This window comes from Variovorax sp. V15 (assembly GCF_041154425.1).
Classification (GTDB): Bacteria; Pseudomonadota; Gammaproteobacteria; order Burkholderiales; family Burkholderiaceae_C; genus Variovorax; species Variovorax guangxiensis.
Genome location: NZ_AP028659.1, coordinates 5,051,254 through 5,065,648 on the forward strand (window position 1 = coordinate 5,051,254; position 14,395 = coordinate 5,065,648).

Annotated in this window: 12 protein-coding genes; 8 read left to right on the top strand and 4 right to left on the bottom strand. The window is 67.0% G+C overall.

What is annotated here, in order from left to right:
- Nucleotides 1–16 precede the first annotated feature (16 nt).
- The 3 genes from ACAM57_RS24130 to ACAM57_RS24140 are packed head-to-tail and all read right to left on the bottom strand — an operon-like array spanning nucleotide 17 to nucleotide 2,815.
- Nucleotides 17–1,015 (bottom strand): CoA ester lyase, encoded by a 999-nt coding sequence (locus ACAM57_RS24130; RefSeq protein WP_369659236.1) that lies wholly within the window; start codon nucleotides 1,013–1,015, stop codon nucleotides 17–19.
- On the bottom strand, nucleotides 1,012–1,812 hold the full coding sequence (tam, locus tag ACAM57_RS24135) for a trans-aconitate 2-methyltransferase (protein WP_369659237.1): 801 nt from the start codon (nucleotides 1,810–1,812) through the stop codon (nucleotides 1,012–1,014). Before tam ends, ACAM57_RS24130 begins: the two co-directional genes overlap by 4 nt.
- A gap of 16 nt (nucleotides 1,813–1,828) precedes the next feature.
- Nucleotides 1,829–2,815, bottom strand: coding sequence for a malate dehydrogenase (locus ACAM57_RS24140; RefSeq protein WP_126022681.1), 987 nt, complete (start codon nucleotides 2,813–2,815; stop codon nucleotides 1,829–1,831).
- A gap of 184 nt (nucleotides 2,816–2,999) precedes the next feature.
- Between ACAM57_RS24140 and ACAM57_RS24145 the strand changes: the two genes are divergently transcribed.
- The 8 genes from ACAM57_RS24145 (at nucleotide 3,000) to ACAM57_RS24180 (ending at nucleotide 10,265) form a co-directional block, all read left to right on the top strand.
- Entirely contained in the window at nucleotides 3,000–3,758 is a 759-nt protein-coding gene (locus ACAM57_RS24145; protein ID WP_019654078.1) for a GntR family transcriptional regulator, read from the top strand.
- A 240-nt stretch (nucleotides 3,759–3,998) separates the two neighbouring features.
- A complete protein-coding gene (gene sdhC, locus ACAM57_RS24150; RefSeq protein ID WP_126022679.1) occupies nucleotides 3,999–4,445 on the top strand; it encodes a succinate dehydrogenase, cytochrome b556 subunit in 447 nt (148 codons plus the stop codon).
- 13 nt (nucleotides 4,446–4,458) lie between these two features.
- Nucleotides 4,459–4,824, top strand: coding sequence for a succinate dehydrogenase, hydrophobic membrane anchor protein (sdhD, locus tag ACAM57_RS24155; RefSeq protein WP_125947845.1), 366 nt, complete (start codon nucleotides 4,459–4,461; stop codon nucleotides 4,822–4,824).
- Between the two features lie 6 nt (nucleotides 4,825–4,830).
- Nucleotides 4,831–6,639 carry a succinate dehydrogenase flavoprotein subunit gene (gene sdhA / locus ACAM57_RS24160; protein ID WP_126022678.1) on the top strand — a complete coding sequence of 603 codons (1,809 nt, stop codon included), beginning with the start codon at nucleotides 4,831–4,833 and terminating at the stop codon, nucleotides 6,637–6,639.
- A 49-nt stretch (nucleotides 6,640–6,688) separates the two neighbouring features.
- A complete protein-coding gene (locus tag ACAM57_RS24165) occupies nucleotides 6,689–7,390 on the top strand; it encodes a succinate dehydrogenase iron-sulfur subunit (RefSeq protein WP_081270662.1) in 702 nt (233 codons plus the stop codon).
- Between the two features lie 34 nt (nucleotides 7,391–7,424).
- A complete protein-coding gene (locus ACAM57_RS24170; RefSeq protein ID WP_126022677.1) occupies nucleotides 7,425–7,739 on the top strand; it encodes a succinate dehydrogenase assembly factor 2 in 315 nt (104 codons plus the stop codon).
- A gap of 24 nt (nucleotides 7,740–7,763) precedes the next feature.
- Nucleotides 7,764–9,074, top strand: a complete 1,311-nt coding sequence (locus ACAM57_RS24175) for a citrate synthase (protein ID WP_126022676.1) — start codon at nucleotides 7,764–7,766, stop codon at nucleotides 9,072–9,074.
- A 255-nt stretch (nucleotides 9,075–9,329) separates the two neighbouring features.
- Nucleotides 9,330–10,265, top strand: coding sequence for a purine nucleoside permease (locus tag ACAM57_RS24180; RefSeq protein WP_369659238.1), 936 nt, complete (start codon nucleotides 9,330–9,332; stop codon nucleotides 10,263–10,265).
- Between the two features lie 10 nt (nucleotides 10,266–10,275).
- On the opposite strand, the gene ACAM57_RS24185 is transcribed toward ACAM57_RS24180, so the two are convergent.
- A complete protein-coding gene (locus ACAM57_RS24185; protein WP_369659239.1) occupies nucleotides 10,276–14,265 on the bottom strand; it encodes an autotransporter outer membrane beta-barrel domain-containing protein in 3,990 nt (1,329 codons plus the stop codon).
- Between the last annotated feature and the right edge of the window lie 130 nt (nucleotides 14,266–14,395).

Sequence of the window (14,395 nt, forward strand, 5' to 3'; positions counted from 1 at the left end):
GTTCGAAGGTTTCGTTTCAGGAGGCCGCGAATGCAAACCAGGCTTTCGCCTCGGAGGGCAACGCGCGCCCTGTTGCGTGGGCACGCGTCAGTACCTGCCAGAAATGGCGGTAGCTCGCGCGGTCGTGCAATGTGCCATCAATTTGTGTCGGAGCCCAATCCGCGGCGGCCGCCTTTACAAGGATTTTTGTGGCAATTTGAATCTGCGACTCGTCCGGCGCGAAGGCCTCGAGGATGGGCCGGATCTGGTTCGGATGGATGCTCCACATGCGCGTGTAGCCGAATTCCGTGGCCGCCCTGCGGGCCGCCGTACGCATGGCGCCGGCGTCGTTGAACTCGGTGACCACGCAATGCGACGGCACCTTGCCGTAGGCGTGCGCGGCCGAGGCGATGGCCAGCTTGGCGCGCACCACCAGCGGATGGCTGAACTGCCCTGCCGCGCCCATGCCGTCGGCCGGGATGGCGCCGGCATGCGCCGAGACGAAATCCATGAGCCCGAAGCTCAGCGACTGCACGCGCGGATGCGCGGCAATCTCGAAGGCGTTGTGCACCGCCAGCGGCGATTCGATCAGCACGTGCAGCGGCAGCTCGCCGGCATCCGCCGCGTCGAGGGCAGCTACAGCCTGATGCACATCGGCCACCGATTCGACCTTGGGCACCATCAGGTGGCTCAGGCGCGAGCCGGCGCGGCCGGCGATGGTGACCACGTCGCCCGCGAAGGCCGGGTGGTCGACGGGATGCACTCGCACGCCGACGCGCATGCCGGGCTTCGCCGCCAGCGCGAGCTCGGTGACGAGCGCTGCGTGATCGGCCTCGCCGCCCACGGGAGCGCCGTCTTCGCAGTCGAGGGTGACGTCGAATACGCAGGCGCCGAACTCCTCGGCCATCTCGGCCTGGAGGGCGAGGCTCTTCTTCATGCGGACCTCGACGCCGCTGTAGTGGTCGCAAACGGGCAGCGCCACCGCGCCGGCCTGTGCGCCGAGCAGCACTTCAGCGGGGTGGGCCGTCTTCGTCATGCCTTGTCGTTCTTTCCGCTCTTCTGCGCGACGATGAACATGCGCGGAAAGGCCAGCAGGCGCTTGCCGTCGGTGCGCACCGGGTACGCCTCGTCCACGCGCCGCTGGTATTCGGCGAGATAGCTCGCCTGCAGGTTGGGCGGCAGGCGGTCGACGAAGGGTTTCAGGCCGGTGCCGCGCACCCATTCGACGATGGAGGCCGCATCGGCCATGCGGTGCTGGTAGATGGTGTGCCACACATCGACGTGCGGCGCGAGCGGCGCCAGCAGGTCGTAGTAGCCGCGCAGGTCGAGCAGAAGCGTGCGCAGCCTGTCGGCGTCGCCGATGGGTTCGGCCCACGGCGCCTCGGCCGCGAGCGCGCGCATCAGGCGGTGCGTGGGCTCCTGGCGGTTGTCGGGCATCTGGATGGCGAGCACGCCACCCGGCGCCAGCGCGTCGAACAGGCGCGGGATCAGCTTCTCGTGATCGGGCACCCATTGCAGGGACGCGTTGGCATAGATGAGGTCGGGCGCTTCTTCTTTCGATCGCGGCGCCCAGGTCGCGATGTCGCTCAGCTCGAAGCGCGCCTGCGGCAGCCGCTCGCGCGCGCTGACCAGCATGGCTTCGGAGTTGTCGGTCCCGAGGACTCGCGCCTTCGGGAACCGGTTGACCAGCAGCTCGGTGGAGTTGCCCGGGCCGCAGCCGAGGTCGACCACGCGTGCCGCTTCGGTCAGCGGCACCCGCGCGAGGAGTTCCTGCGCGGGACGGGTGCGCTCGTCCTCGTAGCGGCGGTAGAGCGCGGGGTTCCAGTCGAGCATGCTGGTCTGCAGCGGCTTACAGCAGGTGGGCGACGCCGGCCTGCTCGTCCTGCAGTTCCTTCAGCGTCTTGTTGATGCGTTCCTGGCTGAATGCGTCGATCTCCAGGCCTTCGACGATCTTGTACTTGCCGTTCTCGGTGGTGACCGGGAAGCCGAAGATCACGTCCTTCGGAATGCCGTATTCGCCGTTGGAGGGCACGCCCATGGTGACCCACTTGCCATTGGAGCCCAGGGCCCAGTCGCGCATGTGGTCGATGGCTGCGTTGGCGGCCGATGCTGCCGACGACAGGCCGCGGGCCTCGATGATGGCGGCGCCGCGCTTGCCCACCGTGGGCAGGAAGGTGTCGGCATTCCAGACCTGGTCGTTGATCAGGTCCTTGACGCCCTTGCCGCCGACGGTGGCGAAGCGGTAGTCGGCGTACATCGTGGGCGAGTGGTTGCCCCAGACGGTGAGCTTCTCGATGTCGCCCACTGCGGTGCCGGTCTTGGCGGCGATCTGGCTGGCGGCGCGGTTGTGGTCCAGGCGCAGCATGGCGGTGAAGTTCTCGCGCGGCAGGCTGGGCGCGCTCTTCATGGCGATGTAGGCGTTGGTGTTAGCGGGGTTGCCGACCACGAGCACCTTGACGTCGCGGCTGGCGACCTGGTCGAGCGCCTTGCCCTGTGCCGTGAAGATCTGGGCGTTGGCAGCCAGCAGGTCGGCGCGCTCCATGCCGGGGCCGCGGGGACGGGCACCGACCAGCAGGGCGTAGTCGGCGTCCTTGAAGGCCACCAGCGGGTCGCCGGTGGGAATCACGCCGGCCAGCAGCGGGAAGGCGCAGTCCTCGAGCTCCATGATCACGCCCTTGAGCGCCTTCTGGGCCTTCTCGTCGGGGATCTCGAGCAGTTGCAGGATGACCGGCTGGTCTTTGCCGAGCATTTCACCGGAAGCGATACGGAACAGCAGGGCGTAACCGATTTGACCGGCGGCACCGGTGACGGCAACGCGGACGGGCTTTTTGCTCATGGGAAGACTCCAGAAGGTAATGAAACGGTGTCGGCGCTCTCGTGGGGCGCCAGGGGTTCTGCGGGATGAAATACCTTCCCGCAGCGCGAGACCGGCAGCATTTTAAGCCGATTCGATGAGCCCCGTCTTATGTCTTATATAAGATATCCTCTCGGGGTCCGCCAAGGCGCACCCCACCGCTGCCATGAACACGCCCACCCCATTCGACGAGCCCGCGACGCCGTCCTTCAGTCCGCTCTACCAGCAGATCAAGACCCTGATCCTGCAGAGCCTGCAGGCGGGCGAGTGGAAGCCGGGCGAGCCCATCCCCAGCGAGATGGACCTGGCGGTGCGCTACCGCGTGAGCCAGGGCACGGTGCGCAAGGCCATCGACGAGCTCGCGGCCGAGAACCTCGTGGTGCGCCGCCAGGGCAAGGGCACCTTCGTCGCCACGCATGCCGAGCAGCATGTGCAATACCGCTTCCTCAAGCTCGTGCCCGACGAGGGCGACCCGAGCACCGAGGGCCCGGCCGTTCGCACCATCGTCGACTGCAAGCGCCTGCGCGCATCGGCCGACGTGGCGCGCGCACTCGGCCTGCGCACCGCCGACGCCGTGCTGCAGGTACGCCGCGTACTTGCCTACGGCGGCGTGCCCACCATCCTCGAAGACCTCTGGCTGCCCGGCGCGCCCTTCAAGGGACTCACCGCCGAGCGGCTGCGCGCATGGCCCGGCCCGATGTACGCGCTCTTCGAAACCGAGTTCGGCGTGCGCATGGTGCGCGCGGAAGAAAAGATCCGCGCCGTGCTGCCCGATGCCGAACAGGCCGCGCTGCTCGACGTGCCGCCGCAGATGCCCCTGCTGAGCGTGGAACGCGTGGCGCACACCTACCATGACACGCCGATGGAGCTGCGCCGCGGCCTCTATCGCACCGACACGCACCATTACAGGAACCAGCTGGGCTGACCGCGATGCAGATGAACGCCGAACACAGGTGCGCCAGCGCGCGCATGCAACGTGAGCATTGCGCTACGAAGTCAATAGCATCCGACTGCAACGGTGCAGTGACTCGCATGCGTCCGCAGCGCGATGGTGCATTGCAATAGAATTTTGCGTTGTTTGCACTTCCCATAAGAAACAAAAGCGTTCGCCCTCAGAACAAGCAACAAGCCAACAAGTCACAAAAGCCACGAAAGCCATCCCCCAATGACAGAGCTTGCAACTCCTCCCCGGCCCAAGCGTCGCGAATTCCGCAACATCAACGCCTTCACCGACCTGACCACCTACCGGCTTCCGCCGGCCGGCATCGTGTCGATCCTGCACCGCGTCAGCGGCGTGCTGATGTTCCTGCTGATGCCGTTCATCATCTGGATGTTCGACACCTCGCTGTCCTCCGACTATTCGTTCGCCCGCTTCAAGGCCGCCTTCAACAGCGGCCTTGGTTTCGTTCCGGGGTGGTTCTTCAAGCTCGTGGCGCTCGCGCTCATCTGGGCCTACCTGCACCACTTCATCGCCGGCCTGCGCCACCTCTGGATGGACGTGAGCCACTCCGCGGTGAACAAGGAGTTCGGCAACAGCTCCGCCATCTTCACGCTGGCCGCGAGCGTCATTCTCACGCTGGCGCTCGGCGCCAAGCTGTTCGGCCTGTACTGAGAAGGAGCCAACCATGTCTGTGAATTACGGCTCCAAGCGCGTCGTCGTCGGCGCCCACTACGGTCTGCGCGACTGGCTCAGCCAGCGCATCACGGGTTGCCTGATGGCGCTCTTCACGATCATCCTGCTCGCGCAGCTGATCTTCACCCGCGGCCCCATCGGCTACGACCTGTGGGCCGGCATCTTCGCCGCGCAGTGGATGAAGGTCCTGACCTTCTCCGTGATCGTCGCCCTGCTCTACCACGTATGGGTCGGCATGCGCGACGTGTGGATGGACTACGTCCAGCCCGTCGCCATCCGTCTCGTGCTGCAAGTTTTCACCATCGTCTGGCTTGTCGGTTGTGCGGGTTGGGCCATTCAAGTGCTTTGGAAGATCTGACCCACCATGACCTACACAAAAGAAAAAATCACCAAGCGCAAGTTCGACGTCGTGATCGTCGGTGCCGGCGGCTCCGGCATGCGCGCCTCGCTGCAACTCGCCCGTGCCGGCCTCAACGTGGCCGTGCTCTCCAAGGTGTTCCCGACCCGCTCGCACACCGTCGCCGCGCAAGGCGGCGTGGGCGCGTCGCTCGGCAACATGAGCGAGGACAACTGGCACTACCACTTCTACGACACGATCAAGGGCTCCGACTGGCTCGGTGACCAGGACGCGATCGAGTTCATGTGCCGCGAGGCACCGAAGGTCGTGTACGAGCTCGAGCACTTCGGCATGCCCTTCGACCGCAACCCCGACGGCACCATCTACCAGCGTCCGTTTGGCGGCCACACGGCCAACTACGGCGAGAAGCCCGTGCAGCGCGCCTGCGCCGCGGCCGACCGCACCGGCCACGCGATGCTGCACACGCTCTACCAGAAGAACGTCGAGGCACGCACCCAGTTCTTCGTCGAATGGATGGCGCTCGACCTCATCCGCGACGAGGAAGGCGACGTGGTCGGCGTGACCGCGCTCGAAATGGAAACCGGCGACCTGCACATCCTGCAGGCCAAGACCGTGCTGCTGGCCACCGGCGGCGCGGGCCGCATCTTCCAGGCTTCGACCAACGCCTTCATCAACACCGGCGACGGCCTCGGCATGGCCGCGCGCTCGGGCATCCCGCTGCAGGACATGGAGTTCTGGCAGTTCCACCCGACCGGCGTGGCCGGCGCGGGCGTGCTGCTGACCGAAGGCTGCCGAGGCGAAGGCGCGATCCTGCTGAACAGCAACGGCGAACGCTTCATGGAGCGCTATGCGCCCACGCTGAAGGACCTGGCGCCGCGCGACTTCGTCTCGCGCTCGATGGACCAGGAAATCAAGGAAGGCCGCGGCTGCGGTCCCAACAAGGACTACGTGCTGCTCAAGCTCGATCACCTTGGCGCGGACACCATCCACAAACGCCTGCCCTCGGTGTACGAGATCGGCGTCAACTTCGCCAACGTCGACATCACGAAGGAACCGATTCCCGTCGTGCCGACCATCCACTACCAGATGGGCGGCATCCCTACCAACATCCACGGCCAGGTCGTGGTGCAGAAGGGCGAGGACAACAGCGCCGTGGTGAACGGCCTGTACGCCGTCGGCGAATGCTCCTGCGTGAGCGTGCACGGCGCCAACCGCCTGGGCACCAACTCGCTGCTCGACCTGCTGGTGTTCGGCCGTGCCGCCGGCAACCACATCGTCGAGTTCGCCGACAAGCTCAAGGAACACAAGCCCCTGCCCAACGACGCAGCCGACCGCACGCTGGAGCGCCTGAATCGCCTCGAGGCCTCCACCGGCGGCGAGTACGCGCAGGACGTGGCCGGCGAGATCCGCGCCGTCATGCAGCAGCATGCCGCCGTGTTCCGCAAGCAGGCCTCGATGGACGAAGGCGTGGTCAAGATCGCCGCCGTGCGCGAGCGCGTCAAGGCCATCGGCCTGAAGGACAAGTCGAAGGTGTTCAACACCGCCCGCATCGAAGCCCTGGAAGTCGACAACCTGATCGAAGTGGCGCAGGCCACCATGGTCTCGGCTGCTGCCCGCAAGGAATGCCGCGGTGCCCACACCGTGGAAGACTACGAGCGCCCGGCCGACGATCCGGTCGCACCGCTGGGCCGCGACGACGCCAACTGGATGAAGCACACGCTCTGGTACAGCGCCGACAACCGCCTCTCGTACAAGCCGGTCAAGCTGCAGCCGCTCACCGTGGCCTCGGTTCCGCCGAAGGTCCGCACGTTCTAAGCGAGCGGCTCACAGCCAGCTCACACAAAGCATTCACAAGGTCACTACGATGAAGCGCACATTCCAGATTTACCGCTACGACCCGGACAAGGACGCCAAGCCCTACATGCAGACGGTCGAGATCGAACTCGACGGCCACGAGCGCATGCTGCTCGACGCGCTCATGAAGCTCAAGGCGCAAGACCCGACGCTGTCGTTCCGCCGTTCGTGCCGCGAAGGCGTCTGCGGCTCCGATGCGATGAACATCAACGGCAAGAACGGTCTGGCCTGCCTGACCAACATGAACACGCTCAAGGGCACCGTGGTGCTCAAGCCGCTGCCGGGCCTGCCCGTCATCCGCGACCTGATCGTGGACATGACCCAGTTCTTCAAGCAGTACAACTCGATCAAGCCCTACCTGCAGAACGACAGCGTGCCGCCCGAGAAGGAACGCCTGCAGTCGCCCGAGGAGCGTGAAGAGCTCAACGGCCTGTACGAGTGCATCCTTTGCGCGAGCTGCTCCACGAGCTGCCCGAGCTTCTGGTGGAACCCCGACAAGTTCGTCGGCCCCGCCGGCCTGCTGCAGGCCTACCGCTTCATCGCCGACAGCCGCGACGAAGCCACCGCCGAGCGCCTGGACAACCTGGAAGACCCGTACCGCCTCTTCCGCTGCCACACGATCATGAACTGCGTGGACGTGTGCCCCAAGAGCCTGAACCCGACCAAGGCCATCGGCAAGATCAAGGAATTGATGGTGCGTCGCGCCATCTGAGCCCCGCGGTCCAGCAGTTCTTCAGAAAGTCACCATGCAACCCGTCGCCGACTCCCGGGAGCTGCTCAGCGAACGCGCGCTGAGCAAGCTCAAATGGCGCTGCCGGCGCGGGCTGCTCGAGAACGACCTGTTCATCGCCCGCTTCTTCGAGCGGCACGAATCCCGCATGACCGTGGGTCAGGCGGGAGCGATGGAGACATTGATGGACCTGTCGGACAACGACCTCCTCGACCTCCTTCTTCGCAGAAAGGAGCCCGAGCCCGAATGGGCCGGGGCCGAGGTGGTCGCATTGCTGCAGCTCATGCGCACCGACGGCGCGCAGCGCCCTGCAATTTCTCCTTCGTCCTGAATCCACCTCTGAAAGTAAACCGAAATGAAAGCATCCGATACCAAGGCCACGCTGTCGTTCAGCAACGGCGGCGACAGCGTCGAACTGCCGATCTACAAGGGCACCGTCGGCCCCGACGTGATCGATATCCGCAAGCTGTATGCACAGACCGGCATGTTCACGTACGACCCGGGCTTCATGTCGACCGCCGCCTGCCAGTCGGCCATCACGTACATCGATGGCGACAAGGGCGAGCTGCTGTACCGCGGCTACCCCATCGAGCAGCTCGCGACCAACTGCGACTTCCTCGAGACCTGCCACCTGCTGCTGTACGGTGAACTGCCGGACGCAGCCAAGAAGGCCAACTTCACGAAGCTCGTGACCAACCACACGATGGTCAACGAGCAGATGCAGTTCTTCCTGCGCGGCTTCCGCCGCGACGCGCACCCGATGGCCATCATGACCGGCCTGGTGGGCGCCCTGTCGGCCTTCTATCACGACAGCACGGACATCAACAATCCCGAGCACCGCGAGATCGCCGCGATCCGCCTGATCGCGAAGATGCCCACGCTCGTGGCCATGGCCTACAAGTACACGATCGGCCAGCCGTACATGTACCCGAAGAACGAACTCAGCTATGCAGGCAACTTCCTGCACATGATGTTCGCCACGCCGTGCGAGGAATACAAGGTGAACCCGGTGCTCGAGCGCGCGCTCGACCGCATCTTCATCCTGCACGCAGACCACGAGCAGAACGCCTCGACCTCGACGGTGCGCCTGTGCGGCTCGTCGGGCACGAACCCCTTCGCGGCCATCGCGGCCGGCGTGGCCTGCCTCTGGGGTCCTGCCCACGGCGGCGCCAACGAAGCGGCGCTGAACATGCTCTACGACATCCAGAAGGAAGGTGGCGTGGAGAAGATCGGCGAGTTCATCAAGAAGGTCAAGGACAAGAACTCGAACGTCAAGCTGATGGGCTTCGGCCACCGCGTGTACAAGAACTACGACCCGCGCGCCAAGCTGATGCAGGAAACCTGCAACGAAGTGCTGACCGAGCTGGGCCTGGAAAAGGACCCGCTGTTCGCGCTGGCCAAGCAGCTCGAGAAGATCGCCCTGGAAGACGAGTACTTCGTGTCGCGCAAGCTGTACCCGAACGTCGACTTCTACTCGGGCATCGTGCAGCGCGCCATCGGCATCCCGGTGCCGCTGTTCACCGCGATCTTCGCGCTGGCCCGCACGGTCGGCTGGATCGCCCAGCTGAACGAAATGATCGGCGACCCCGAGTACAAGATCGGCCGCCCGCGCCAGCTGTTCGAAGGCTCGCCGAAGCGCGACGTGAAGCCGATCTCGGCTCGCTGATCCGCGCCCTCCGGCTCGGCCATGAAAAGGAAGCTGCCTTCGGGCAGCTTTTTTTTTGGCCTGTAAATTGCGGTCTCCTTCCTGTTGTTCGACGAAAAAAGGAGAAAGCAGATGGCAGCTTCCAGGCGCGTAGCAAGTTTGTATTCAAGGGCCGCATGCCTTGTCCTCGCCGCGGCGGCCCTCCTCGGCTGCGCGGGCGACCCGAACCGGTCCGTGGCACCGTCGGCGGCATCCGGCGGCCAACAGCAGATACCCGTGAAGGTGCTCATCATCAGCATGTTCAAGCCCGAGGCGCAGGTCTGGCACGAACCGCTGAAGCTCAACCGGGAGATCAAGGTGCCGGGCCTGTCCGCCGACGATCCGCTCGTGCGCTGCAACGCCGATTCGGTGTGCCAGGTCACCACCGGCATGGGGCACACCAATGCGGCGGCATCGATCACGGCGCTAGTGTTCAGCGGCAAGTTCGATCTCTCGAAGACCTACTTCCTCGTGGCCGGCATCGCGGGCGTCGACCCGAACGTCTCGACCATCGGCTCGGCCACGTGGGCCCGCTACCTGGTCGACTTCGGCATCGCCCACGAGATCGACGCGCGCGAGATGCCGTCAACCTGGCGCACCGGCTACTTCGGCATCGGCGCGAAGGATCCGGACTCCAAGCCCAAGTTCGAGTACCGCACCGAGGTCTTCCGCCTCGACGAGGCACTGCTGCGGAAGGCGCTGAAGCTGTCGGCCAACGCGCCGCTGGCCGACAGCGACAAGGCGCGCGCCTATCGCGCAAGGTATCCGCAGCCGACGGCCAGGGCGCGGCCATCGGTCCTGCAATGCGACACCGCAGCCGGTGACACCTACTGGCATGGCAAGTACCTGGGCGAGACGGCCACGCGCTGGGTCTCGCTCGTGACCGACGGGCAGGGCAGGTACTGCACCACCCAGCAGGAGGACAACGCCACTTACGAGGCCTTGAAGCGGGGCGCCGGCGCAGGTCTGCTGGACTTGAAGCGCGTGGCCGTGCTGCGCACCGCGTCGAACTTCGACCGGCCCCATCCGGGGCAGACCGCCTATGCCTCGCTGTCGGCCGAGTCGGGCGGGTTTCCGATCTCGACCGCCAACCTGCTGATCGCGGGCCGTCCCCTGGTCGATGCCATCGTCGGCAACTGGGCAGCCTGGAGCGCCGGGGTGCCCGCGGACTGAACGCAGCCGGTCACCACTTCACGCGCACGCCCACCGAGCCGTTGATCGAACTCTTCACCCTGGCGTTGCCACCGCTCGCCCAGAGCTTGCCGATTTCGCCGTACAGGCTCGTCGACTCGCCGAGGGCCAGCGTGAAGCCGCCCGCGAGTTCGGTGCTCGTGCCGCCGGTCGGGGCTGCGATGTCGGTGGTGGTCGCGCCGTTCACGAAGCGGGCGATGTCCGCGCCGCTCGACGTCCGGTAGACGTTGAAGCGGCCGTACGGCTGCAGTGTGCCGACGCCGGTGGCGATCTCGCCCTTCACCCGCACGCCAGCACGCGCGATCCAGCCGCTGTCGGCCTGCGGCTGGACGACGGCGCCGACGATGGCGGAGTTGCCCAGGTCCATGTGCTGGTGGATCAGCTGCAGCTGCGGCTCGATGCGCCAGCCGCTGCCGCCCAGTGCGAAGGACTGACCCACCTCGATGGAGCCCAGCAGGCTGTTGCCCTTGCCGCTCATGCCCTGGCTCGCCAGCGGCTCGACGGTGTAGCGGTGTCGGCCCGACTGCACCACCGCGTCGGCGTAGAAGCCGCTGTCGCTGGTGTAGGTGCCATACACGCCCAGGTACTGGCTGCGCAGGTCGTTGCGGCCCACGCCCAGGTTCTGGATGCCGCTGGCGAAGCCTCTCACGCTGGCGTCGCCGTCGAGCTGGCCGACGTAGAGGCCCGCGCGCCAGTTCGGTGTGGCCAGCAGGTCGGTGCCGGCCTGGAAGCCGGTGAGGCGGCCCTTGCTCGATGGCGATACCGCACCGCCCTGCTGGATGTCGATGTCGGTGGAGAGCACGCGCGCCCAGGCGCGGCGATCGGAGCCGGTCGGGGTGGTTGCGCCGCCCTTGACGTCGTCGTCGCCCACGCGCTTGCGCAGGTCGCCGAGCATCGCGAGGTTGCCCTGGCGCAGTTGGCCGGGGAGCGCGGAATAGAGGGAAGCCTCGGCGCGGTAGGTGATGACCGGTGCCGGCACGCCGGGAGAAACATTGGTGCTCGAACGCAAATACCAGTTCTCGCCCGCGCCGTTGGCGTCAGCCGCATAGAGACGGTACTCGTAGGCACCGGCATCCACATGGCCGCTGGCGAGGCTGAAGGCGTCCTTGGTGGTCTGGGCCGTGGTGGTGGCGCCGTTCTTCGCGGTGACCACCTCGATGCCGTTGCCGCTGGTGAGCGCGCCCAGGCCGCCGAGGTTGCTGACCTGCAACGTCGTCCTGCCGCTGGCGGAGGCGGCGGCGCCGTCGAGCACCAGCCGGTCGGACGGCCCCGTGCCGTTGAGCACGGTGCCGAGCCTGAGCACGCCGTTGTTGCCGACGTACGCGCCCGTCACGGTGAGCGTGGTGCCGGCGGCCGCGCCCGCGAGCGAGACGGTGCCGCTGTTGGCCAGCGAGGCCACTGTCTGGCTGAAGCCCGCAAGGTCCAGCGTGGCGCCCGAGGCCACGCTGTGGGCGGAGGCCGCGCTGAAGGTATTGGCGGCGCCCGCCCTGAGCGTGCCCTGCGCGACGTTGGTGGCACCGGTGTAGTTGTTGGCGCCGGACAGCGTCAGCGTGCCCGAGCCCTCCTTCGTGATGAAGCCGCCGCCGCTGATCGCGCCGCTCAGGGTCGCGTTGAAGGCGCCGGTGTCGATGACCGGATCGGTGCTGCCGGTGAGCTGGATCGCGTTGGCGATCGTCAGCCCGTCGGCGCTGAAGCCGAGCGTCGTGTCGTCGTCCATCGACAGCGTGCCGGTGCCCAGCGCCTGGCTGTTGCCGAGGTTCAGGCGCCCCTGCCGCAACGCGGTGCCGCCGGTGTAGGTGTTCGCGCCCGAGAGCGTGAGCGTGCCCGTGCCCACCTTCACCAGCGAGCCGCCGGTGCCTGAGATCACGCCCGAGACTTCGGTGCTGCCGTTCAGCCCGCCCGTGGTCAGCGCCTTGGCGCCGAGGTTCACATCGCCCGCGCCGGACAGCGAGCCGACGGAGATTCCCGCCGTGGTCAGCGAGCGGATGAGCAGGCGCCCGCCCGCGTTGTTGACCACCGTGGCCTGATCGGCGGTCGCGCGGTCGAAGATATCGATCAGGCCGCCGCTTTCGTTGACGAAGGTCGCCTGGCCCGCACTGGCGTCGTCCAGCAGGTTGATCTGGCCGCCCGAGAAGTTGGTGACGCGCGCATTTCCGGCCGTCGCGTTGCCCCGGATGTTGGTCAGGCCGCCATGGTTCTCGATGACGGCGCTGCCGGCGGAGGCGTTGTCCCTGAACTCGGCCGATGCACCCGTGTTCATGATGAGATGGGCGGTGCCGGCGGAACTGCTGTCGCGGAACTGCACGAAGCCTGCGTTGTCCGTCGGCAGGGGGCCGCGCGCGGCGGCGGTGATGGTCAGGCCGCCCGCATCAGCCTTGCTGCCGAAGACCAGTGAGGCGTTGCCGGCCACGGACACCGGCCCGGCGCCGAGCGCGCCGGTCGCCAGTGCCTCCAGGCTGCCGGCAGCCACCGTGGTACCGCCCGTATAGGAGTTGGCGGAGCCCAGCACCAGCGTGCCACGGCCGGTCTTCTGCAGCGCTCCACCGCCGGAGACTTCGCCATTCAGCGTCAGCGTGCGCACCAGGTCCACGTCGAAGGTGCCGCCGCCCGCGCCGATCGAAACAGCGCGGGTGGCCGTGGTGTCGCCGGTGACGTTCAGCGTGCCGCCGTCGAGCGTGAGCGCACCGCTCGAGTTGCCGAGCGCGCCGTCGTCGGCGATGGAGAGCGCCCCGCCGGTCACGAACCATGGCGTCAGGCCGGTATTGATGCCGGTCAGCGCCCAGGTGCTGGCGCCGGTCTTCTCGTAGCGCGCGAAGCCGCTATAGCTGGCCGAGTTGAGCGCAGTGGTGCCGTCGGTCGTGTCGCCGGCCAGCCTCAGCACGTTGCCGGTGCCGGATGTCACCCTGAGCAGGCCGGTGATCGAGGAGCCGGCGCGCAGTTCGAGCTGGTTGTCGTTGCCGGCGATCCGCACCGCATCGCCGGGCGTGGTGCCGTCGCCGCTCCTACCGGCCATCAGCGTCCCCGTGTTGACGATGCTGTTCACATTGCCGCGGATGCGCAGGCCCGCGCCTCCGACGCCGTCGGCGAAGCTGTTTCCGCCGGCGCCGCCCGCGCCTCCCGCCAGTGTCCCGGTATTGAGCACAGAGTTGCCGCTGGACTCCAGCGCCAGGCCGGCACCGCCTTCGCCGCCGCCACCCACCATGCTGCCGATGGTGGCCGCGCCGCCAATCCCGCCGTTACCGCCGATGGCCGTGCCGGTGTTGGTGACCGTCGCGCCATTGCCTTGCACCACGATACCGTCGCCACCGCCGCCGCCACCGCCGGCCCACTGGCCGATGGCGCCTGCGCCGCCGTTGCCGCCGATCGTCTGGCCCGCATTGTTCAGGGAGACGCCGGCCGCCACGGACTGCAGGCCCGCGCCGCCACCGCCACCGCCGCCGGCCAGGCGCGCGACGCCGCCGGCGCCGCCATTGCCGCCCTGCAGGATGACGGCTCCTCCCACGTTGATGCCAGTGTCGGCCGTGTACACGGCGGCACCGCCACCACCGCCGGCGCCCGCGCCGTAGACCGGATCCGGATCGGGAGCGCCACTGGTTCCCGAGCCCCCGGTGACCGAGCCGGTCACGCTGGTTGCCCCTACCGCGCCGCCTGTTCCGCCGGGCCCGCTGGCACCGTTGCGGCCGTTTCCTCCATTGCCACCCGACGGAGGAATTCCATCGAGGCCCGGGAACTCGCCGACGCTTCCACCGACTCCGCCGCTGCCGTTGCCCGCGCCGCCGCGACCGCCGGTGCCGCCGATCGCGATGTATGCAGTCCCGCCGCTGGCCTGGGCCCAGGAGACTGCCGGCAAGCTGGCCAGGGCCATCAGGCCCACGACTGAAGTAACCGATGAAGCGCGCCGACCGCGTCGGCGCGACACCTCCGAAACAGCCACCCAGGTGCCCAGTGCAGCGTTCCATACGCTGCGGTAGATCGTGTTCATGCCCCTCCTCCGTTATGAATTGCAACCAAAAAGGTCGAAATGTAACCAAACAATCCAAAGCAAGCGAGGGTATCGTTTTCGTCGACCGCAAAAATCACTGGAACAGGTGATAGCCGAATTACTGACACGG